Origin of the sequence: Streptomyces deccanensis, from assembly GCF_022385335.1 — a bacterium.
In the GTDB taxonomy this organism is placed as follows: Bacteria; Actinomycetota; Actinomycetes; order Streptomycetales; family Streptomycetaceae; genus Streptomyces; species Streptomyces deccanensis.
This window is the reverse complement of sequence record NZ_CP092431.1, coordinates 3871080-3893312: the sequence shown is the minus strand read 5'-3', so window position 1 is coordinate 3893312 and position 22233 is coordinate 3871080. Positions and strand designations below refer to the sequence as shown.

Below are 22233 nucleotides of genomic sequence, written 5' to 3'. Positions count from 1 at the left end.
CACCCATGTCCGTTTTCGCCGACCTTGTCGCGCACCTCGCCGATCTGCTCCAGCCGCTGTTCCACGCCTCCGCGACCGCCTTCGCGATCGTCCTGTTCACGGCGCTCGTACGCCTGCTCGTGCACCCCCTGTCGCGGGCGGCGGCGCGTGGGCAGCGGGCGCGGGTCGCGTTGCAGCCGCAGATCGCGGAGCTGCGGAAGAAGCACGCGAAGAACCCCGAGAAGCTGCAGAAGGCGCTGCTGGAGCTGCACACGAAGGAGAAGGTGTCACCGCTGTCCGGCTGCCTGCCGAGCCTCTGCCAGCTGCCGGCCTTCTTCCTCCTCTACCACCTGTTCTCCAACACCACGATCGGCGGCGAGGACAACGCGCTCCTCACCCACCGGCTCTTCGCGGCCCCGCTCGGCGACCGCTGGGCCGACGCGCTGGGCGAGGGCGGGATGTTCGGGCCGCAGGGCCTCGTCTACGTGGGGCTGTTCGTGATCGTCGCCGCCGTCGCGACCTTCAACTTCTGGCGTACGAAGCGGATGATGGCGGCCGGTGCGGCGGGCATGCCGGCCGTGTCGGACGAGCAGGTGCCCGGGATGGCGGCCGGGATGGGGGCCGTGGCCAAGTTCATGCCGTTCATGTCCTTCTTCACGCTGGTCAGCGTGGCGGTGGTGCCGCTGGCGGCCGCGTTGTACGTGGTGACCAGTACGACATGGAGTGCGGTGGAGCGGGCGTTGCTCTATCCGCTGCCTTCCGCCGGGACCGCCACCGGTACGTCGTCGTCTACGGCGGCGGCGGCCTGAGCCGGAGGTGGGCGGCCGACCGCCCACCTCCGGCCGACCGGTCCAGTCCGTGAACCGGGTCTTGCGGAGCGGACCGCCGCCTTGGACGATCGACCAGTCCTCCGATGGCTGCACCCATCGGTCGGGCGCGGCGCACGATCGAGGGAGATGGCGACCATGAAGCTGCTGCGAGTCGGTACGGCGGGTGCGGAGCGGCCCGCGCTGCTCGACGCCGACGGGGTCCTGCGGGACCTGTCGGGGATCGTGCCCGACATCGACGGCGCGCTGCTCGCGGACGAGGCGGCGCTCGGGCGGGTGCGGGAGGCCGCCGACGGTGGCGCGCTGCCCGTCCTGGACGCGGCGGGGCTGCGGATCGGGCCGCCGCTCGCCCGGATCGGCAAGATCGTCTGCATCGGGCTCAACTACCACGACCACGCCCGCGAGACGGGGGCCGAGCCGCCCGCCGAGCCGGTGATCTTCTTCAAGGCGGCGGACACGGTCGTCGGGCCCCATGACACGGTGCTCGTGCCGCGCGGGTCGACGAAGACCGACTGGGAGGTCGAGCTCGCGATCGTCATCGGGCGGACCGCGCGGTACGTCGAGTCGCGCGAGGCGGCCCTGGCGCATGTCGCCGGGTACGCCGTCTCGCACGACGTGTCCGAGCGGGAGTTCCAGCTCGAACGCGGGGGCACGTGGGACAAGGGCAAGAACTGCGAGACGTTCAACCCGTTGGGGCCGTGGCTGGTGACCGCCGACGAGGTGCCGGATCCGCAGAAGCTGGGGCTTCGGCTGTGGGTCAACGGGGAGCTGAAGCAGGACGGCACGACCGGGGAGCAGATCTTCGCGGTGAGTGAAGTCGTGCGGTACGTCAGTCAGTTCATGACGCTGTATCCCGGGGACGTCATCAACACGGGGACGCCGGCGGGGGTGGCTCTGGGGGAGCCCGAGCCGAAGCCGTTCCTGAAGGCCGGGGATGTGGTGGAGCTGGAGATCGACGGGCTCGGGCGGCAGCGGCAGGAGTTTGTGGGCGCGTAGGCGCTCCGCTTGAGGGCGGGTGCCCAAGGGGCGGGGGGCTGCTGTTTGTCGGCGACGCGGGTCCGTCGTGGCTTGTCGCGCGGTTCCCCGCGCCCCTTGGGCGGCCGGTGGTCACATGGCGCTCTTGAAGCGTCGCAGGGCCTCCACCACCATCGCGTGGTCCTCCAGTTGGGGGAGGCCCGAGACCGTCACCGTGCCGATCACGCCTGCTCCCGCGACCGTCAGGGGGAAGGAGCCGCCGTGGGCGGCGTACCGGTCGGGGTCCAGGCGGGAGGAGTCCTCGAAGGCCGTGCCCTTGGCGCGGAAGCGGGCGCCGACGAGGTACGACGAGGCGGCGTAGCGCTCCACGACCCGGCGTTTGCGGTCGATCCAGGCGTCGTTGTCCTGGGTCGAGCCGGGGAGGGCGGCGTGGAAGAGCTGTTGGGGGCCGCGGCGGATGTCGATGGCGACAGGGGCGTTCCGCTCGCGGGCCAGCTCCACCAGCAGCGCGCCCAGGGTCCAGGCGTCCTCGTGGGTGAAGCGGGGGAGCGCCAAGTCGCGCTCCTGGGCTTCGAGTTCCTCGATGGTGGGGGCGGCCGGGGTGGCGTTCGTCGTGGGGGCGGCGCTTTTCGTGTGGGTGGCGTCGTCGGTCGTCACAGCTTCACCGCCACGCCCTCGGCGGCCGACTTCCGGGCCGCTTCCAGTACGTCGAGTGCGGCTGCGGCCTCGTACGCCGTGACCGGGTTGTCGCCGGTGCCGCGCAGGGCGGCGGCCACGGCCGTGTAGTACGCGGGGTAGTCGCCGGGGAGGGTCGGTACGGGGCGGCCGCCGCCGGTGAGGGGGGAGTCGCCGGCGCCCACGCGGCCCCACTGGTCCTCGGGTTCCAGGCCCCAGGCGGCGCCGGGGGTGGGGCGCTCGCCCTCGCGGAGGGCCGCTTCCTGCGGGTCGAGGCCGTACTTGACGTAGCCCGCCTCGGAGCCCAGCACGCGGAAGCGCGGGCCGAGTTGGGGGGTGACGGCGGAGGCGTAGAAGTGGGAGCGGACGCCGTTCGCGTGCGTCACGGCGATGAAGGTGTCGTCGTCCGTCTCGGCGCCGGGCCGGCGGAGGTCGGACTCGGCGTACACCAGGGTGGCGGGGCCGAAGAGGGTGAGGGCCTGGTCCACGACGTGGCTGCCCAGGTCGTAGAGGAGACCTCCGATCTCTGCGGGGTCGCCGGACTCGCGCCAGCCGCCCTTGAGTTGGGGGCGCCAGCGTTCGAAGCGGGACTCGAAGCGGCGCACCTCGCCCAGTTCGCCGTCGGCGAGGAGGGCGCGGAGGGTCAGGAAGTCGTTGTCCCAGCGGCGGTTCTGGAAGACGGAGAGGAGCAGGCCGCGCGACTCCGCGAGGGCGGCCAGCTCGCGCGCCTCGGCCGCCGTACCGGCCACGGGCTTGTCGACGACGACCGGGAGTCCCGCCTCCAGGGCGGCGGTGGCGATCGGGACGTGCGTCTTGTTCGGGGAGGCGACGACGACCAGGTCCAGCTCGTCCGCCCGGGCCCACAGCTCGTCCGCCGTGGCCGCGAACCGTACGTCCGGGAACTCGGCGCGGGCCTGCGCCTGGCGCTCCGCGTTCGACGTGACGACCGTGTCGAGGGCCAGGCCCTCCGTCGCGGCGATCAGCGGGGCGTGGAAGACGGAGCCGGCGAGGCCGTAGCCGACGAGGGCGACGCGGAGGGGCCTGTCTGTGCTGGTGCCTGTCATGCCTCCCACTTAAGCAACGCTGTTGCCAAAGTGCAAGCGCGAGGGACAATGGAGGTGTGGACGGCAACGGGATCGGTGACGGGTTCGGCGGCGGGAACGGGAACGGCGGCGCGAACGGGGGTGGCCTCGGGCGGGGCGGCGGTGTGGCCGGGGTGAACCTGCTCGCGTTGCGCAGTCACAACGGGGCGCTGGTCCTGGATCTGCTGCGCAGGGCCGGGACCGCCGGGATAAGCCGGCTGGAGCTGGCCGAGCGGACCGGACTCACCCCGCAGGCCGTCAGCAAGATCACCGCTCGGTTGCGCGCGGACGGGCTGGTGACGGAGGCGGGGTACCGGGCGTCCACCGGCGGCAAGCCGCGCACCGTCCTGCGGCTCGTGCCCGATGCCGGGCACGCGGTCGGCCTCCACCTCGACCGCGACGAGCTGAGGGCCGTGCTCTGCGATCTGACCGGCGCGGTCGTCGCGCGCCGACGGGCCCCGCTGAACCTGGGGGCCGGGGCGGACAACGTGGTCGAGGGTGCGGCACGCGAGGTGGAGGCGCTGTTGGCCGGGGCGAGCGAGGGGCGCGGGGCCGTCGCCTCCGCCTCCGCGTCCGCCGGCGAGGCGGCCCCTGCGCTGCCCGTGCTCGGCGTCGGAGTCGCGCTGCCCGGGCCTCTCGATCATCTGCACGGTGTGCTGCACCGGGTCACCGGGTTCCCGGAGTGGGACGGCTTTCCGCTGCGGGCGGCGCTCGCGCGGCGGCTGGGGGTGCCGGTGGTGGTGGACAAGGACACCAACGCGGCGGCCCTGGGGCTCGCGGCGGCCGCCGGCTCGCACGGGTCCTTCGCCTACCTCCACCTCGGTACGGGGCTGGGTGCCGGGCTCGTGATCGACGGGACCGTCCACCGGGGGGCCCGGACCCGGGCCGGGGAGTTCGGGCACCAGGTCGTCCAGTTGGACGGGCCGATGTGCGAGTGCGGGAACCGGGGCTGCGTCGAGGCGCTGTGCCTCGCGGCGGTGGCGCGGGGGGACGTGGAGGAGGCGGCGCGAGTGCTCGGGACGGGGGCCGCGAACCTCGTGGGGCTCCTCGACATCGAGGTCGTGCTGCTGGGCGGGCGCACGATCGAGGCCCAACCCGAGGTGTTCGTGCGGGGGGTCGGGTTCGTGCTCGACGAGTGGGCCCGGCTGCAGGGGGAGGATCCGGCCGTGCCCGTGCGGGTCGTCGAGGGCGGGGCGTCGGCGGTGGCGGAGGGGGCGGCTCAGCTGCTGCTGGCGCCGTTGTTCGGGCGGGAGGATGGGTGAGGGGTGAGGGTGGGGGCGGTGCGTGGGGGTGCGCCGGGGTGGGGGTGCGGGGGTGCGTGCACGCCGGTGCACGGGGCGCGCGGGCGCCGTGGGGGATCGGTTGGTGGGCGGCTGCGGGTTGTGTGGGGTTGCTCGCGCAGTTCCCCGCGCCCCTGAAAACCTGTCGCTCGCTCGGCTAGCAGGTGTACGCCTGCTGCGCTGACGGCTGGTCCTCGCACCTGGACAACGCCGACGTCGCCGCCGCGCTGTTCGATCGCCCCGACGTCACCGGCACGATCGCTGTGGGACAGCACCCCGGGATCACGGGGCCCGACCTCGCCCAGGCCTTCACCGACCACCTCGGTCGGCGCGTGTCCTACGAACCCCTGTCGCCCCAGGCGTTCGGCCACCTGCTCGTCCCCCTGATCGGAGACGCGGGAGCGGCCGCGGTCACCGCACTGTGCGAGGGCCTCGCCACCGTGCCGGACCACACCGTCAGCGCGCACAACAGTGCCCAGCGGCTCCTGGGGCTGACGCCGCGCACCACCGGCCAATGGCTCACACAGATCGGCCTGTAGCCGACGCGCCCGCCCGCGACGAAGAGAGAACGTGACGCCGGAAGCCGTGCACGAATGCTTCGCTCCGGTGCACCTCGGTCGGGCGACGGGGCCCCCGTCACGGCAGCGGCGGCGGGGGCGGTGGCGCGGTCACGAAGGGGTGTGGTCCGGGCTCAGTTGGGTGGTGAGGGTGAGGAGGTCTTCGACGTGGCGTTGGGCGGTGAAGACTCCGTCGCCGGCGGTGAACAGGTCGGTGCCGACGAAGTCCACGCGGGCACCGGCTGCCGGGGCGCCGAGGAACGCGGTGCCGGTGTGGGTGCCGGTGAAGCGCCAGTACAGCAGGGCCTCGTCGGTGCCGACCGGCGTGAGTCGTTCGACGGTGTGCCGGCCGTCGGGAAACGCCGCCGCCAGTGCGGTCAGCAGCATGACGAGGACGTCTCGGTCGCCGACGTCGTCGCCGAAGCCGGTGGGGCGGTTGTGGTCGTGGAAGTTCTCGGCCAGGTGGGCCCGCACGCGTTCGGGGGCGAACGGACGGGCGTCGACGGCGGCGTAGAAGGAGCGGGCCAGTGCGCCGGCGGCGCTGGGTGAGGTGTCGGCGGTGTGCGGGTCGGGCAGGGCGACGGGCCGGCCCGGGACGGGCCAGAGCAGGGGGACACCGGCGGTGTCGAAGGCCTGCCGGGCGTGGTCGCGGTCTTCGGTGTAGTGCGCCCAGCCCTCGGCGTGCACAGCCACCACGAGGGGGTCACCGAGCAGGCGGCGGGCCTCGACGGCCCGGTCCCCGGTCAGCGACAGCCGTACGTCACCGAGTTCCTCGAAGCCGGCGGCGCCCAGGTGCAGCAGCGCCACGTCGACGCGGTGCCGGTCGGCCAGGGCGCTCATCGCGTCCAGGTCGACGGTGTCCCCGGAGACGTACACCGTCGGTGCGGAGCCGTCGTCGGTGTGCAGGAGAAAGCCGGTGACCGGGCCGGTGAGGCCCTCGCTGCCGGCGGGCCCGTGGCGGGCGGGGACCGCGGTGATGTTCAGCGTCGTGCGGCCCGGCATCGACAGGGTACGCGTCTGCCACGGCTCGAGGCCGACGGCTGCGCCTCCGAGGTCGGTGGCGCCGGCGACGGTGGTGAACACCTGCGAGGCACCGGAGGCCAGAGCACGTCCGGTGGTGTCGAGGTTGTCGCGGTGCTGGGTGTGGCTGACCAGGACGGCGTCGAGAGCGGGCAGTTGGGCGGGCTCGAGTGCCGGGTCGGCGGTCTTGCGCAGTCGGACCGGGCCGTCCTGGTACTCGGTGCCGGCGGCGTCGAAGGTCGGGTCGGTCAGCAGCGTCCATCCGGCCAGGCGGATCAGCGCGGTGGGGCCGCCGAGCACGGTCACGGTGTTCGCGGCGGGGGCCACGGGGTTCGCGGGGCGGGCCAGGGGGTTCGCGGCGCGGGTCACGGCATCGTCGGTAACCACAGGTACTCCTTGACGATCAGGGGTTGGCCCACTCACTCTCCCCGAGGTACTTTCTGCTGGGAAGTACATACCTTTGGGTGAGGTGAGCACGTGCAGGAAAGCGCGCGGGGCAACGTCCGTGATCCGGCCTGCCCGAGCAGGCAGCTGTTCGACCTGGTCACCGCCCGGTGGGCCACCCTGGTCCTGGTCGATCTCGTCGACGGGCCACAGCGCTGGTCCGAGCTGCGGCGGCGCGCCGGGGGCGTCAGCGACAAGATGCTCGCGCAGACGCTGCGCGAGCTCGAAGCCGGCGGACTGATCACCCGCACCGTGCACGCCAGCCGTCCACCGACGGTGGAGTACGCCCTGACCGACCTCGCCCGCGGCGCCACCACCGCACTGCGCCACCTGCAGGACTGGGCCGAGCAACACACAGGCGACTACGCCCACCACCGGCACACGCACACACCCCACCCGTAGGTGGGCAGTCCACGGTCCCCAGCCCTCAGCTCCCGGTCCCCAGCCCTGGGGTCCCCTTTCTAGGAGAGGGGCGGCGGCTCCGCTGATCGAGCGGAGATTCGGGCTGATCCCGTGGGGCCGGGGCGTGGCGGGGCGTTCCCGCGCGGGTCGGTGGCATGGTCATGTGTTCATGCGACTGTGTACGTGCCTGACCCTTGCCCTCGCCGCCGCAGCCGCGCCCGTCAGTGGTCCTGCGGCGGCGGCGCCCGCGTCCGTGCCCGTGTCGGACGCGCGGCGGCCCGGTTGCGTCGGTGACGACAGCGGCGCCTTCCCCATCCGGACGCGTATCCGCGGCGGCCCCGCCACGTACGTCGCCGGCGGAGGCTTCCACACCTGGGCCGTCGAGCTCACCAACACCACCTCGCGGACCTGCGCGAACATCCACCCCGTGGTCGTCCTGGTCGACGACGCGCGCACGCTGAAGCGGACACAGCCGCAGCTGGAGTTCTACGACGACGCCGAGGACACCACATCCCGGGCGGTGACCTTCGAGCGGACCGACGCGGACGAACTGGTCGGGGTCCTCGGCGGGGACGGGGACGGCGGCGGAACCGGATTCACCGTGCCGCCCGGCCGTACCGTCGCCGTCAGGGTCCGCCTCTCCCTCACCTCCGACGCGGCCGTGCCGAACGAGGTCGTGGCGAACGCGGCCGTGGTCGAGCGACGCGGTGACGACGGCGCGTGGGTGGGGGAGTCGAACGACTACCGCTTCCGGATCACCGACGGGGAGGAGGAGGGGGTGGAGGCCGACCAGGACGGTGGGGGCGCGGCGAAGGAGGGCGGCGGCGCGGCCGTACCGGACGAGCGACGGCCGTACCCCGAGGAACTGGCCGCGTCGGGCATGCGCGAGGCCCTCCCCTACGTGACCGGCCTCCTGCTCCTGGCCGCCGGCGGCCTCCTGACAGCAACGGTCCGCAGACGAGCCCGCTGACCACGCTGCCGCTGCCGACGCGCGCCGATGTCGCTGCTCGGCGGACACCCTCGCTCGCGTCGCTGCCCGCGCCGACGTCGATGGTCGCCGCGCCGCTGCTGCCGCTGACGCGCACGCCGACGTCGATGCTCGGCGGACGCCCTCGCCCGCGTCGCTGCCCGCGCCGACGTCTATGGCCGCGCGCCGCTGCTGCCGCTGACGTCGATGCTCGGCGGACGCCCACGAATCCCGTCGCTGCCCGCGCCGTCATCGATGGTCGCCGCGCCGCTGCCGCCGCCGACCCCGGCGCTCCGCGCTACCCCCGACGCCCACACCGACCTCGCCGACTTTTGACCCTCGTCGCCCGCGCCGCCCCGTCGCCCCCGCCGATGATGACGTCACCGGCCCCGCCCCGCCCCACACCCCCGCTGACCTGAAGCGACCCCGGTCTCAGCGGCCAAGATCGGCCTCCTCTTTTCGGCCAGGGCTCACTAGGGTTGGGGCGGACCCGGCCGTACGGATGTACGGACGTACGGCAGGTATCGACAGACGCCGGCAGGAGATCGCACATGGCAGAGCGCAAGCCCATCGAGTCGTGGCTCACCGACATGGACGGGGTGCTCATCCACGAGGGCGTGCCCATCCCCGGCGCCGACGCCTTCATCAAGAAGCTCCGCGAGTCCGGACGTCCCTTCCTCGTGCTCACCAACAACTCCATCTACACGGCCCGTGACCTGCACGCCCGCCTCTCCCGCATGGGCCTCGACGTGCCCGTGGAGAACATCTGGACCTCCGCCCTCGCGACCGCCCAGTTCCTGGACGACCAGCGGCCCGGCGGCACGGCGTACGTCATCGGAGAGGCCGGTCTGACGACGGCGCTGCACGACATCGGGTACGTCCTCACCGACCACCAGCCCGACTACGTCGTCCTCGGTGAGACCCGCACCTACTCCTTCGAGGCCATGACGAAGGCGGTCCGGCTCATCAACGGCGGCGCCCGCTTCATCGCCACCAACCCCGACGAGACCGGCCCCTCCACCGAGGGCCCGCTGCCCGCGACCGGCGCCGTGGCCGCGCTGATCACCCAGGCGACCGGGCAGAAGCCGTACTTCGCCGGCAAGCCGAACCCGCTCATGATGCGCACCGGCCTGAACGCGATCGGCGCGCACTCCGAGACCAGCGCGATGATCGGCGACCGCATGGACACCGACGTCCTCGCGGGCATCGAGGCCGGGATGGAGACCTTCCTCGTCCTCACCGGTCTGACCACCCCCGAGCAGATCGAGAAGTTCCCCTACCGCCCCTCCACGGTCGTGAACTCGATCGCGGACCTCGTGGACCGTCTTTGACACTCGGGCTCCGACACTCGGGCGAGGTCGCTGAGTCGCGCCCGGCCCCGGATAAACCGTTCCTAAAGGCTGAGCGGGAGTGAGTCCTGTTGCCAGGTCTCGTGCTCGGCCGAACGCCCCGGACGGTGTTGGGCGTTCTGGTTGCCCGCGTTCGCTCCGCACCCGGGCAGCACGGATCGTGTCCGTGGTCCGGGAATGCGGGGGCGGGGTCCCTCACGCCCAGCAACACCTGATCCGGCCTGGACGGTCCGATGCCCCGCACGATCACTCCGGTCGTGTGGGGGCGGTGCCGTCCGTCGCCGGACCGGGTGTTGCTGGGCGCGCCTTCCGATCGCCACGGCGGCAGCCTCATGGCGAGTGGTCTTACGGGTGGTGCTGGTGAGGGGCTTTTGCCAGTGCTGGGCACCCCATCGGCTGGTGTAGGCCGGGTCGACGGCGATGACGGCGATCCCCGTGGCGTCGCACATCGAGGCCAGCCGTGCGCGGAGTTTCCCGGTGGGCATGCCGGAGATCAGCTGGCGGAAGCGTTTACGGCGGCCGTGCTTCTCCCGGGTCTTCTCGGTGGCGAAGTCCAGGTCCTCGACCGCGATCGCCTTCACCCCGCAGGTCTTCGCCCAGTGCAGGAGGCGGGTCAGGGCGTGGCGGACCTGCGCGTCACGATGTTCGGCGGTGCCGGTCAGGTCGTAGAAGAAGCGGCGCGGGCTGCCGGCCGGGTTGCCGTGGATGTCCAGGCGCCAGGCGGCGAGGTGGTCGGCGTTCATGTCGACGCCGATCACGCCGTGCGCGAGCGCCGCCTCGATCGGGACGGTCGGAGTGGGCGGGATCTGCCAGGACGCGGTCACATACCAGCGGCCCGGGCCCGTATCGAGGTGGATGCGGTAGGCGATCGCCCGGTTCGCCGCGACGCGGTCCGCCCAGTCACCGCCCCGGTGCGCGAAGGCGACCCGGCCGGTGAGGACGTACCGTCCGTGCGGGGCGTTCGCCAGATGCGCGAGCGGCGCGGGCAGTTTGATGCTCACCTCGCCGTCGGGGCTGATACGGATGGTCTCGTTGCCGTAGCGCTTGCCGGACTCCCCGTCCGCCTGGAAGAACCAGCGCTGCGCCTCCCACCGCCCACGCCACGCGGGCTCCGTCAGCCCGGCCGCCTCCAGGTGGTGCCGGGCGCGGACCAGGTGTTTGCCGCCGCGTACGACGTGCACGATCCCGGTCTCCCAGTCGGCCCGCACGGCGGCCAGCCGGTCCTGAAGCACCCGCAGCCGCCGCGCCTTCGCGTGCCACTCCCGCCGCGACCGGTAACCTCCCGGCGCCTTATTCGCCCCCTTCTGTCCGACCGGCAGCGCCAGCCGAGCCTCGATCGTGCGGATGCCGGCTTCCAGGTTCTGGATGTGCGCCGACTGACAGCGGCGGGCCAGCGCCCACTGGTCATGCGTGGCCTTGGTGACACTGCCCGCCCACCGCGACGACGACAGCGGCGTCAGCTCCCGCTTACGGACCGCCCACGCCTTAGCGGAGTGCTCCAGAGCGTCCCGGCAGCGCGTTTTGAGATCCCGCGAAGCCAACGACCCCAGATGCCCGCCCACCAACCGCAGCACCTTCTCATCGCCCGGCGTCAGCTGCTTGAGCCGGGTCCGGACAGCCGCGCCGGACGGCCCGGACGCGACGAACGGCGCCGCGATGCTCCGCAGCTCACCCACCCCGCCACCCCCGTCCAGGCTCACTCGAATGCCCCGTCGCCATGAGAAACGAGCACTATCCGTGAAGGTCACATAATCGATGCACGTACATCAGTTCGGACATGCAGGCTGCCCAACACAACACCGCCCTCCACCCTCACTCCCGCTCACCCGAATGCTCTGAACGCACTCCAACGGCAGCAGCTCCAAACCCCCTGGCACCCGTACGGAGCAGCCGGGACGCCTCCCCGGATGCGTCCCGGCGTACGGCGGGGGAGTCTCGGGGGTGTCTGGAGGTTCACCATGGGCTCAGTGCGAGTCACTCTCTGTGCCGGGGCGGTGATCGCGACGGCGCTCGCCGCGTCGGCGCCCCCGGCCCACGCGGCCGACTCGGGGAACGTCTCGGTGGTGCCGGCCTCACCGGCCCCCGGCACCGACATCCAGGTGCGGGCCGGCGGCTGCGGCGGGAAGACGGGGGCGGCCACCTCGACCGCGTTCGTCGCGGACGCTCAGCTCACCCAGCTCACGGGCAAAACCCTCGGCACGCTCGCCGGGGAGACCCGCGTCCGCTCCTCGCTCGCTCCCGGCACCTACGAGGTACGCGTCACCTGCGCCGGCAGGCCGGGCAAGCTCACGGCGACGATCAGGATCGGCGACGGGAAGCCCACGACCACGACCGGCGCCGGGAGGCCCACGACCACGACCGGCGCCGGGAGGCCCACGACAGGCCCCGGATCCTCGACGACCCTCGGGTCCCTGGCGGATACCGACCCTCTGGCGGAGAAGGGCCCCCTGGGGGACACAGGATCCCTGGCGGACACCGGGTCCTTGGCGGACACCGGGTCCTTGACGGGCGTTGGGTCCCTGGCAGACATCAGCTCCCCGAACGGCAGCAGCCCTCCCGCTGGCACCAGCCCCCCGCCAACCAACCCGCCCCGGCCCGAACCACCCCCGGCAGCCGAGCCCCCCGCCGGCGGGCGGTCCTCCGACCCGCGGCCCTCCGCGCCCTCCTCGCCGGTCGCGCCCGTCCGTGCGGGCGGCGGTGGAGCGGCGGACCAGCTCGCGGCGGCGGCCGACCCCGTCGGCGCGCGGGCCTCCGCCGATCCGGCCAACTCCATGGACGATGCCCGGCACACCGGTCCCGGCGCCCGCCACGCGGTGGTCGGACTGGTCCTCGCCGGCGTCGCGGCGGTGGCGGTCGTGGCGCGTGGCGCGCGCCGGGGCCGCGGTCGCCGCACGGAGTAGGGGGCGCCATGTCCGGACGGGACTACTCGGACAACGGCAGTGGTGGCGAAGGCGGGTTCGGGGGAGGGTCCGGCGGCGGGACCGGCCGGTTCATCGCCGGTGTCGCGTGGGCCGTACTGCTGCTCGCGCTGTGGCTGTGGGGCCGCGAGGTCACCGACGTACGGCAGGGCAGTTCCGCGCCGACCACCGGCGACGTGGCGGCCGTCGGACGGCCCGCCCAGGCCGAACTGCCGCCCGCCGCCGAGCCGTTGAAGGGTGCGAAGCCGCAGCGGCTGGACATTCCCTCGATGGGCGTGCAGGCACCGGTCGTGGCGCGCGGCCTCGACCGGGACGGGGCGGTCGAACCGCCGTCCTACGGTCAGCCGGGCGTCGTCGGCTGGTACGCGGGCGGTGCGCGGCCCGGGGCGACGGGCGCCGCGCTGTTCGTCGGGCACGTCGACACCGAGACCCGGCCGGCCGTCTTCTACAAGCTGAGCGCGATGCGCGTCGGCGACAAGATCCGGGTGGCCCGCAGCGACGGCCGGATGGCCGAGTTCACCGTGGACGACGTCCAGGTCATCGGCCGCGACGATTTCGACGCCCGACAGGCCTACGGCGTACGGCAGTCGGGGCGCGCCGAACTCCGACTCGTCACCTGCGGCGGCACGTTCGAAAAGGCGACCCGCACATACTCGGCGAACGTCGTCGTCAACGCCTACCTGAGCGGCACCGGACCGTGACCCGGCACAGGACCGTGGCAGGCACAGCGGATGGCAGACGGCAGACGGCAGACGGCAGACAGCAGACAGCAGACAGCGGGACTCTCACCGTCACAGCGGACAGCGGGACTTTGACCGGAAAGAGACCAGCATCAAGGGGCCCCTGATACGTGACCCCCGCACCTGCGAAGTCCGCGTGCTCCCGGCCCGGTCGGCGACCCGCTCCCCCCGGGGCCGCCGGCCGGGCCGGTCCTCGACCGCGGGTGCTCGGGTCGCGCGAGTGACCCGGCGCCGACGCGGGAGGTCTGGGTGTGCGGTGCCCACAGAGGGGTGTGACGGGCCGATGGCGGGGGCCGTTCGACTGCGAGCCTAGAGCGTGGGGGCGTCACCGGCTAGGGGCTGTTTGACGCCAAGTCGACGGCCCGTGACGCTCTGTCAGGGGATCAGGTGGCGGCGGTGCGGGGCGGTTTCGCGTCACGCCTCCCGTGCCGGGGGCGCCCGGTGGGTGGCGACGACCTCGTTGGCGAGGCGGGATTTATGCCAGGATTGGGGCTTACGACACGGTGCACCCAAGGGGGAGTTGGATGTACGGCAGTAGGGGGGCCGGGGTTCGGGCGTCCGTGGCGGTGGTGGGGGTCGCGTTACTGCTCGCCGGCTGTTCCGGGGGGGACGACGGTGACGGGGACAAGGGCCGGGACTCCGGCGCCGGCATCACCCAACAGCCGAACGGCACGGACCCGTTCTGGGTCAATCCGAAGGGGAACGCGGCGGCGCAGGTGGCCGCCTACGAGAAGGCCGGCAAGGACGAGGACGCCAAGCTGATCCGCAGGATCGCCGAGCAGCCGACCGGTGAGTGGATCGGCCCGGAGAACCCGGAGCGGGAGGCCGAGGGCTTCACCGAGGCCGCGGAGAAGGCCGACCGGGACGCCGTCCTCGTCCTCTACAACATCCCGCACCGCGACTGCGGCCAGTACTCCGGCGGCGGCGCGGCCGACGGCGACGCGTACCGGGCGTGGATCGACGGCGTGGCCCGGGGCATCGGGGACCGTCCGGCCACCATCGTCCTGGAGCCCGACGCGGTGCTCCACGTGGTGGACGGCTGTACGCCGGAGGAGTTCCACGCGGAGCGGTACGACCTGCTGAAGGGCGCGATCGAGACGCTGGGCGCGCTGAAGAACACGAAGGTGTACCTCGACGCGGGCAACGCGGGCTGGGGCGACCCCGAGGAGATCTACGACCCCCTCAAGTGGGCGGGCGTCGAACAGGCCGACGGCTTCGCCGTCAACGTCTCGAACTTCTACACCACCGAGGACTCCATCGAGTACGGCAAGCAGCTCTCCTCGAAGATCGGGGACAAGCCCTTCGTCATCGACACCAGCCGCAACGGCAACGGCCCCTGGGACGAGGGCGACGAGGACGAGCGCTGGTGCAATCCGCCGGGGCGGGCCCTCGGGGAGTCCCCGACGACGAAGACGGCGGATCCGCTCGTGGACGCGTATCTCTGGGTCAAGCGCCCGGGGGAGTCCGACGGGGAGTGCAAAGGCGGGCCGAAGGCGGGGGAGTGGTGGCCGGAATACGCCCTTGATCTGGCCAAAGCGTCCGGATGACGATGGCCGTCCACGAACTTAGGGTTACCTACGTCAGCCCTTAACGCTGCTGTCATAGACCCGTCACAGATCGTGGGCTAAAGTTTCTTCAAGATCACGGATGGGCGTCGAAGCGCCGGTCCGTGACGCAAGGGCAACACGGTTGCCGCCAACGGGGGAAGGGGAAAGGCGTGCATGTCACGCGTGCGGTCGCCGCGCCGAGGGAATGCCGTTCCGGGCCGTCGGGGGCCTCGGTCCGCGAGCAGACGGACGATCACTTAACACGTGCCGTCGCCCTGCCGACAGGGTGGGCGGAGCTCCGTCTCCGTCGCGGTGACGTCCCTCTGACGCACCGCTCGATGTCGGCGACTCATCTCGTCCGGGAAGGCCCTCGCGTCGCCGCCCGGACCGGTTCCTGTCCGTCCGGGCGATGTCCGGCGCACCTCCGGCCCTGTCGCACCGGGCCGCCCTCCGGTTCGCCGGGCGCCTTCGACGGCTGAGGCCGCGCCCTTCTGACCTCCGGTCCGGTGGCGCGGGCGGCACCGTCCTCCGCCGGCGAACCCCGGATCACCTCCGCGTCACGTCCTCCGACGGCCATGCGCGCAGTTTTGGCATGCCCATGTCCAAAAATGGTTCATGGGCACACCCGCGCCGACACTGCGTCCAGGGTGTCGTGGTCGTGCCGCCGGAGGCCGCCGTCGCACGCACTCGTACCACCTCCGTCACGTTCGACCCGTTACCGAAGGTGCTCGATGATCTTTCGTCATGCGTATGACCTGGTACTCGACGATCTCTTTCTCGACCTGAGCGGTTTCATCGGCGACGTCGATCTCACGCTCAAGATCGAAGGACTCAACCCCGCGGGATCCATCAAACTGAAGGCGGCCGTGGGCCTGCTGGAGGACCTGGAGAGCCGTGGCGTGCTCAAGCCCGGCGGCCGGGTCATCGAGTCGTCCTCCGGCAACCTCGGTATCGCGCTGAGCTCCGTCTGCGCGGCCCGCGGCTACCGGTTCACCTGTGTCGCTGACCCCAACACCGCGTCCATGAGCCTCCGTCTGATGCGGGCGTACGGCGCCGAGGTCGTCGTCGTCGACCGCAGGGACGCCAACGGCGGCTTCCTGCAGTCCCGTATCGACCACATCCACGCCCGGCTGCGCGAGGACCCCGAGCTGGTGTGGCCCAACCAGTACGCCAACGAGGCCAACCCGCGGGCCCATTACCGGCGCACCGCCCCGGCCCTGCTCAAGGAGCGCGGGGTCGACCTGCTCTTCGTGGGCGCCGGCACCACCGGCACGCTCATGGGCTGCGCCGAGTACTTCCGCGAGTACTCGCCCGGGACCCGGATCGTCGCCGTCGACTCGGTCGGCTCGGTCACCTTCGACTCGCCGCCCGCCCGCCGGCACATCCCCGGTCTGGGCACGAGCCGGCGTCCGGAGATCTTCCGTGACGGGCTCGTCGACGAGGTCGTCATGGTGCCGGAGGTCGAGGCGGTACGCATGTGCCGGCGGCTGGCGACCCGGCGGGGCGTCCTCGCCGGCGGCTCCACCGGTTCGGTGCTCGCCGCCGTCGCGGCCCGGCGCCACGCGATCCCCCGGGGCGCGTCGGTGGTCGCCATCAGCCCGGACCTCGGCGAGCGCTACCTCGACACGATCTACGACGACGCCTGGGTCGACGAGCGCTTCGGCACCGCCGACGACTGACAGCTCCCTCACCGAACGACCCCTCCGGCGCCTCACCGTCTCGCCTCTCACCTCTCATCGCGCCGGGCCCCATCACGACATCGCGTCAGCGTGCCATCGCCCCATCGCCCCATCGCGCGACCAGTCCAGCAGCAGTTGAAGGAGTCACCATGTTCGAATTTGATGTCGTCGGCGGCCGTACGGTCCAGGACATCGTCCGGGACAGCCGTCAGGACATCGTCCGGGTCGTGCGCGACACCTATCTCGCCCACCACGCCGGGCGTTCCGTGAACCCGGACAGCTACTTCCTCCGCTTCCCCGAGAAGCCGGGGGACCGGATCATCGCCCTGCCCGCCTACCTCGACGGTGAGCGCGAGGTCGCCGGCATCAAGTGGATCGCGAGCTTCCCGGCCAACATCCAGCGCGGCATACCCCGGGCCTCGGCCACGCTCGTCCTGAACGACGCCGAGACCGGCTACCCCTTCGCGCTCCTGGAGGCCTCGCAGATCAGCGCCGCCCGCACGGCCGCGTCGGCCGTCCTCGCGGCGAACGTCCTCGCGGGGGAGCGCAGAGACGGCCGGCTGGCGGTCGTGGGCGCGGGCATCATCGCCCGCAACATCCTGGAGTTCTTCCACGCCGAGCAGTGGTCGTTCGAACAGGTCGCGGTGCACGACCTGAGCCAGGAGTACGGCAGCGCGCTGGCGACCCACGCCACCGAGCGCCTGGGATACCCGGCGTCCTATGCCGGCACCCTCCAGGAGGCCGTGTCCGGCGCCGACCTGGTCGTCTTCGCCACCACGGCCGGGGAGCCGTACGTCCTGGACACCGACGCGTTCGCCCCGGGGCAGATCGTCCTCAACATCTCCCTGCGGGACATCGGCCCCGAGATCATCGCCGACTCCTACAACGTGCTGGACGACGTCGACCACTGCCTGAAGGCCGACACCTCGCCGCATCTGGCCGAACAGAAGTACGGCAACCGGGACTTCATCACCGGCACCCTCGCCGAGGTGATCAACGGGGAGGCCGCGGTCGGCGCGGACAAGCCGGTCATCTTCTCCCCGTTCGGCCTGGGCGTCCTGGACCTCGCCGTGGGTCTCGAAGTGCACCGCGTGGCCGCCGGGTCCGGCCGTGTCACCTCCATCGCCGACTTCTTCGGGGAGACGGAGCGGTGGTGACGACTTCTCCCCGGACAACTGCCTTGCAAGCAGCAGCAGTTCAGCCCGACTCCTCCGTCCAGGAGAGTCCCGACTCCTCCGTCCAGGGGACTCCCGTCGCCGGCACCGTGGGCATCGTCGGGCTCGGCTCGCGTGGCATCGGCGTGCTCGAACGTCTCGTCACCCACGCCGCGTCGCCGGAGCGGGCGGGGCGGCGGCTCGTGGTCGAGGTGGTCGACCCCGACGGCTCCGGCGTCGGCATCCACGCCGTGGACCAGCCCGACCACCTGCTGCTCAACACCGTCTGCGCGCAGGTGAGCCTCTTCCCCGAGGAGGCGACGGTGGGCGCGGCCGTCGGTGACCGCGGCCCCAACCTCTACGAGTGGGTGACAGCCCGTGGCCTGAAGGTGGCCGACGACGGTCACACCCTCGGCGCCGAGGGCCGTCCCGTGCGCCCGGACGACTTCCTGCCCCGGCGGGTGCTCGGCGAGTACCTCCGCTGGTTCCTGCGGCGCCTCCTCGACCGGGTCCCCGGCAACGTCGAGATACGGTTCCACCGCGCCACGGCGACCAGCCTGTCCACCGGCCCGGACGACTCGCGGCTGATCACCCTGGACACCGGCGAGACCCTGCGGGTGGACACGGTCTTCCTCACCACCGGTCACACCCCACCGGCCGCCCCCGACCCGCAGGCGCCGGGAGCGTCCCGGCGGATCCACGAGATCTACCCGCCCGCCGACGCCTTCGCGGACGTCACCGCCGGCCAGACCCTGGCCCTCGGCGGCACCGGCCTGTCGGCGATGGACGTCCTCGCCTCGCTCACCGTCGGCCGGGGCGGCCGCTACGAGGCCGTCGACGGCGGCCTGCGCTATCTGCCCAGCGGACGGGAACCGAGCATCCTGCTGTTCTCCCGCACCGGCATCCCCTTCCGGGCCCGGCCCGCCGACAACCGCACCGGCGGACCGTACCGGCCGGTGGTGTTCTCGCCGCAGACCCTGGACCGCCTCCGGGCCGCCGGGGGAGACCGCCCCCTGGACCTGCACGGCGACCTGCTCCCCCTGATCCGCGCCGAGATGCGCAGCGCCTTCCACCGTCTCGGCGCCGCCCTCGCCGGGGGAGCCGACGCCGAGCGGACCCTGACGGAGCGGCTGCGCGCGGCGGCGGACGCGGGCACTCTGGACGACGAGCTGACCGCCCTGGACGTCGAACACGCCGAGCGGTTCGGGCACTTCGACCCGCAGGAGCTGCTCTTCCCCGACAGCGCCGCGTTCGACTCCGCCGACGCCTACCGCAAGTGGTACGAGGAGCGGCTGCGGTCGGACCTGGTCGAGGCGCGGCTGGGCCTCGGCGGCAGCCCCACCAAGGCGGGCCTCGAAGTCCTGCGCGACCTGCGCGACGTCGTCCGCCACGCCGTCGACTTCGGCGGCCTGGACGAGAACTCCCACGACGAGTTCTACGGCTCCTTCACCGCCACGCTCAACCGGTCGGTGACCGGCCCGCAGCTCGACCGGCACGAGGAACTCTTCGCCCTGCTGGAGGCCGGCATCGTCAGCGTGCCCTTCGGTCCCGCGCCGCGCGTCGAGTGGGACGGGACGGTGTGGCGGATCTCCTCCACCCGCCTCGGCACCGGCTACGAGGCCCCGGCGGACTGGCTTGCGTACGCCACCTCGGGCCAGCCCGACGTCGAGGCGACCGGCAGCCCGCTGCTGGCCGACCTCCTGGCGAGCGGACGTATCCGCAGGCACCGTCCGGGAGCCCTCAGCAGCCGGGGCGTCGACATCACGGCGGACCAGCATCCCGTCGCCGCCGACGGGCGGCCCGACCGGAAGGTCCGCGTCCTCGGCCCGCTCTGCGAGGGCGCCACCTTCTACAACCACTACGTCCCGTCGCCCGGCGGCCGCAACCGCGCGCTGGCGGACGCCGACCGGTGTGTCACCGCCGTACTCGCCGAACTCGACGCCACCACCGCGGCGAAGACAGCGACCGGGACCGCGACCGACACCGCCACCGAGACCGCGATCACCAGGAGCCCCGCACAGTGACCCTCATCGTCCCCACCCCGATCGACGCCGTCGACCGGCTCGCCGCCGAAGGCATCACCGTCACCGTCGAGCCACGCGACGCCGTGCCCGCGACGCCGGCAGTCGAACTGGCGCTCCTCAACCTGATGCCGGACAAGCCGGTCACCGAGACCCAGGTGCTGCGGCTGCTGTCCGGTGCCGGCCTCCCCGTACGCGTCACCCTGCTGCGCCCCCGGGACCACGTCTCCAGGAGCACGCCCGAGGCGTACCTCAAGGAGCACTACCTGACGCACGAGGACGTCGCCGACCGTCGGTTCGACGCCCTGATCGTGACCGGCGCCGCCGTCGAACTCCTCCCCTTCGAGGAGGTCACGTACTGGGACGAGCTGCGCGGCATCATGGACTGGGCGCGGGAGAACGTCACCTCCGCCCAGTACGTCTGCTGGGGCGCGCAGGCCGCGCTGTACCACCGGTACGGCATCCCCAAGCACGAGCTGCCCGCCAAGCTGTTCGGGAACTTCCCCAACCGGCTCACCGACCCCTCGTCCCCGCTGCTGGCGGACATCGAGTCGGTGATCGCGGTCCCGCAGTCGCGCCACACCGAAAACCTCCGCGCCGACTTCGAGAAGACCGAGGACCTGCGGATCCTGGTGGAGTCGCCGGAGGCCGGGGTGCACATCGCGGCAAGCCGGGACGGCCGGGAGCTGTACGTCTCCGGGCACCCGGAGTACGACCCCGACACCCTGCTGCGGCAGTACCGGCGCGACGCGGCCAAGGGCGCGGACATCGCCCTCCCCGCCCACTACTTCCCAGGTGACGACCCGTCCGCCGCGCCCGTTGAGAACTGGCAGGCCCCCGGACGGATCTTCTACCGCAACTGGCTGCGCGGCCTCACGCGCGACGGAATCCCCCTGGCCGAGATCATCGGGGTCACGGCCGAGAAGACAGGAGTGTAGACGTGTCGGTCCTCCAGGCACTGGTCTCGTTCGCCCTGGTGTCAGCCCTGCTGGTGATCATGCCGGGCGTGGACACCGCGCTGGTCATCCGCAACACCGTCGCGCGCGGCCGGCTCCACGGGTTCATCACCGGCGTCGGTGTCGGCGTCGGCGCCGTCCTGTGGGGCGCGGCCATCGCGGTCGGCGTCGGCGCGCTGCTCGCCGCCTCCGAGACCGCGTACACCGTGTTCCGGATCGTCGGCGCCGCCTACATGGTCTGGCTGGGCATCGGGCTGTGGCGCTCGGCGCGGGCCATCGGCGCGGCCAAGGAGGGCGACGCCGACCTCGAACCGGAGGCCGCCTCGCTGTGGCGCTCCTTCGGCCGGGGCATGCTCAACAACCTGGCCAACCCGAAGGTCGGTGTCTTCTACGGCGCCACGATCCCGCAGTTCATCCCCGAAGGTGTCTCGCCCGCGCTGATGGGCACCGCGCTGGCCGCGGTCAACGCGCTGGAGGCGGTCATCTGGTACGGCCTGATCAGCCTCGGCGCCCACGGCCTGCGCACCTGGATGCGGCGCCGTTCGGTCCGCCGCAACGTCGACGCGACCGCCGGCACGGTCATGATCGCCTTCGGTATCGCGATGGCCGTCCAGAGCTGAGCCGCGGCTCGTCCCCCACCCGAGGCACAGCCCAACCGCCCCCACCCCTACGGAGATTCAGATGTCTTCCCGTGTCGTCCTGGTCGCCGACCCCCTGCCGGCGGCCGCCCTGGAGCGCCTCGGCCCCGGGTACGAGGTGCGCCACTGCGACGGCGCCGACCGCGCGCAGTTGCTGGGCGCGGTGACCGAGGCCCACGCGCTCCTCGTCCGCAGCGCCACGACCGTGGACGCCGAGGTCCTGGCGGCGGCCCCCCACCTCGCCGTCGTCGGGCGGGCCGGGGTGGGGGTCGACAACATCGACGTCGTCGCCGCCACCGAGGCCGGCGTCGTGGTGGTCAACGCCCCGGCCGCCAACGTCGTCAGCGCCGCCGAGCTGACGTGCGGGCTGTTGCTGGCGGCGGCCCGCGACATCCAGGCGGCGGGCCGGGAGCTGAGGTCCGGTGTGTGGCGGCGCGCCACCCATGTCGGCACCGAACTCGCGGGCAAGACCCTCGGGATCGTCGGGCTCGGCCGGATCGGTCTGGCGGTCGCGCGCCGCATGGCCGCCTTCGACATGACGGTCCTCGGCCACGACCCCTACGCCACGGCGGAGACGGCGGACCAGCACGGCATCAAGCCGGTGCCGCTGGACGAGCTGCTCTCCCGGTCCGACTTCGTCACCGTCCACGTACCGAGGACGCCGAAGACCGTGGGCCTGATCGGCGAGGCCGAACTCCGCCTGGTCAAGCCCACGGCCTATCTCGCCAACGTCTCCCGCGGCGGCATCGTGGACGAGGCGGCCCTCCACACCGCCCTGGGGGAGTCCCGCCTCGCCGGCGCGGCCCTGGACGTCTTCGTCGACGAGCCGTGCACCGACTCCCCGCTCCTCGCCCTCGACGAGGTGACGGTGACCCCGCACCTGGGCGCCAGCACCCGCGAGGCCCAGGAGCGGGCGGCGACGGACGCCGTCCGCGCGGTCCTGCAGACCCTCGCCGGCGAACGGGCCCCCGAGGCCCTGAACGCCCCGCGCTGAGCCTCAGGCCCGCCGACCGACACGAGAAC

20 protein-coding genes are annotated in these 22233 nt (G+C 72.6%); 16 read left to right on the top strand and 4 right to left on the bottom strand.

Annotated features, from left to right (window positions below):
- Positions 1 to 5: 5 nt before the first annotated feature.
- Together L3078_RS17330 and L3078_RS17325 are read left to right on the top strand one after the other, a co-directional pair.
- Entirely contained in the window at positions 6 to 788 is a 783-nt protein-coding gene (locus tag L3078_RS17330) for a YidC/Oxa1 family membrane protein insertase (RefSeq protein WP_239754693.1), read from the top strand.
- A gap of 156 nt (positions 789 to 944) precedes the next feature.
- Positions 945 to 1802, top strand: a complete 858-nt coding sequence (locus L3078_RS17325; protein WP_239754692.1) for a fumarylacetoacetate hydrolase family protein — start codon at positions 945 to 947, stop codon at positions 1800 to 1802.
- Between the two features lie 111 nt (positions 1803 to 1913).
- Here L3078_RS17325 and L3078_RS17320 read toward each other — a convergent pair whose 3' ends face one another.
- A complete protein-coding gene (locus L3078_RS17320) occupies positions 1914 to 2366 on the bottom strand; it encodes a heme-degrading domain-containing protein (protein WP_239760355.1) in 453 nt (150 codons plus the stop codon).
- A 68-nt stretch (positions 2367 to 2434) separates the two neighbouring features.
- Positions 2435 to 3520 (bottom strand): Gfo/Idh/MocA family protein, encoded by a 1086-nt coding sequence (locus L3078_RS17315; RefSeq protein WP_239754691.1) that lies wholly within the window; start codon positions 3518 to 3520, stop codon positions 2435 to 2437.
- A 56-nt stretch (positions 3521 to 3576) separates the two neighbouring features.
- Between L3078_RS17315 and L3078_RS17310 the strand changes: the two genes are divergently transcribed.
- Together L3078_RS17310 and L3078_RS17305 are read left to right on the top strand one after the other, a co-directional pair.
- Complete coding sequence (locus L3078_RS17310; RefSeq protein ID WP_420864072.1) at positions 3577 to 4800, top strand: ROK family transcriptional regulator; 1224 nt, start codon at positions 3577 to 3579, stop codon at positions 4798 to 4800.
- A gap of 182 nt (positions 4801 to 4982) precedes the next feature.
- A complete protein-coding gene (locus L3078_RS17305; protein ID WP_239754690.1) occupies positions 4983 to 5357 on the top strand; it encodes a Rossmann-fold NAD(P)-binding domain-containing protein in 375 nt (124 codons plus the stop codon).
- A 129-nt stretch (positions 5358 to 5486) separates the two neighbouring features.
- Here L3078_RS17305 and L3078_RS17300 read toward each other — a convergent pair whose 3' ends face one another.
- Positions 5487 to 6782: an ester cyclase gene (locus L3078_RS17300; protein ID WP_239754689.1), complete on the bottom strand. Its 1296-nt coding sequence runs from the start codon at positions 6780 to 6782 to the stop codon at positions 5487 to 5489.
- A 90-nt stretch (positions 6783 to 6872) separates the two neighbouring features.
- On the opposite strand from L3078_RS17300, the gene L3078_RS17295 reads away from it, so the two are divergent.
- From L3078_RS17295 to L3078_RS17285, 3 genes are all read left to right on the top strand, one after another.
- On the top strand, positions 6873 to 7241 hold the full coding sequence (locus L3078_RS17295) for a winged helix-turn-helix transcriptional regulator (RefSeq protein ID WP_239754688.1): 369 nt from the start codon (positions 6873 to 6875) through the stop codon (positions 7239 to 7241).
- Between the two features lie 169 nt (positions 7242 to 7410).
- Positions 7411 to 8211 (top strand): cell wall protein, encoded by an 801-nt coding sequence (locus L3078_RS17290; RefSeq protein WP_239754687.1) that lies wholly within the window; start codon positions 7411 to 7413, stop codon positions 8209 to 8211.
- Positions 8212 to 8759: 548 nt separating this feature from the next.
- The gene (locus L3078_RS17285; RefSeq protein ID WP_239754686.1) at positions 8760 to 9539 is read left to right on the top strand and encodes an HAD-IIA family hydrolase; all 780 of its coding nucleotides are present in this window, start codon (positions 8760 to 8762) and stop codon (positions 9537 to 9539) included.
- A 62-nt stretch (positions 9540 to 9601) separates the two neighbouring features.
- Here L3078_RS17285 and L3078_RS17280 read toward each other — a convergent pair whose 3' ends face one another.
- Positions 9602 to 11257, bottom strand: coding sequence for an IS200/IS605 family accessory protein TnpB-related protein (locus L3078_RS17280; protein ID WP_239754684.1), 1656 nt, complete (start codon positions 11255 to 11257; stop codon positions 9602 to 9604).
- Between the two features lie 267 nt (positions 11258 to 11524).
- On the opposite strand from L3078_RS17280, the gene L3078_RS17275 reads away from it, so the two are divergent.
- The 9 genes from L3078_RS17275 (at position 11525) to L3078_RS17235 (ending at position 22204) form a co-directional block, all read left to right on the top strand.
- Entirely contained in the window at positions 11525 to 12457 is a 933-nt protein-coding gene (locus tag L3078_RS17275; protein WP_420864071.1) for a hypothetical protein, read from the top strand.
- An 8-nt stretch (positions 12458 to 12465) separates the two neighbouring features.
- Positions 12466 to 13176: a class F sortase gene (locus L3078_RS17270; RefSeq protein ID WP_239754682.1), complete on the top strand. Its 711-nt coding sequence runs from the start codon at positions 12466 to 12468 to the stop codon at positions 13174 to 13176.
- Positions 13177 to 13739: 563 nt separating this feature from the next.
- Entirely contained in the window at positions 13740 to 14762 is a 1023-nt protein-coding gene (locus L3078_RS17265) for a glycoside hydrolase family 6 protein (protein WP_239754680.1), read from the top strand.
- Between the two features lie 731 nt (positions 14763 to 15493).
- Positions 15494 to 16441: a 2,3-diaminopropionate biosynthesis protein SbnA gene (sbnA, locus tag L3078_RS17260; RefSeq protein ID WP_239754677.1), complete on the top strand. Its 948-nt coding sequence runs from the start codon at positions 15494 to 15496 to the stop codon at positions 16439 to 16441.
- A gap of 149 nt (positions 16442 to 16590) precedes the next feature.
- Complete coding sequence (gene sbnB / locus L3078_RS17255) at positions 16591 to 17598, top strand: 2,3-diaminopropionate biosynthesis protein SbnB (RefSeq protein ID WP_239754676.1); 1008 nt, start codon at positions 16591 to 16593, stop codon at positions 17596 to 17598.
- Positions 17599 to 17621: 23 nt separating this feature from the next.
- Positions 17622 to 19619, top strand: coding sequence for an FAD/NAD(P)-binding protein (locus tag L3078_RS17250; protein WP_239754675.1), 1998 nt, complete (start codon positions 17622 to 17624; stop codon positions 19617 to 19619).
- Positions 19616 to 20554: a homoserine O-succinyltransferase gene (locus tag L3078_RS17245; RefSeq protein WP_239754674.1), complete on the top strand. Its 939-nt coding sequence runs from the start codon at positions 19616 to 19618 to the stop codon at positions 20552 to 20554. The genes L3078_RS17250 and L3078_RS17245 overlap by 4 nt, the downstream gene beginning before the upstream one ends.
- 2 nt (positions 20555 to 20556) lie before the next feature.
- A complete protein-coding gene (locus L3078_RS17240) occupies positions 20557 to 21192 on the top strand; it encodes a LysE family translocator (RefSeq protein ID WP_239754673.1) in 636 nt (211 codons plus the stop codon).
- A gap of 61 nt (positions 21193 to 21253) precedes the next feature.
- A complete protein-coding gene (locus tag L3078_RS17235) occupies positions 21254 to 22204 on the top strand; it encodes a hydroxyacid dehydrogenase (protein ID WP_239754672.1) in 951 nt (316 codons plus the stop codon).
- Positions 22205 to 22233: the final 29 nt, after the last annotated feature.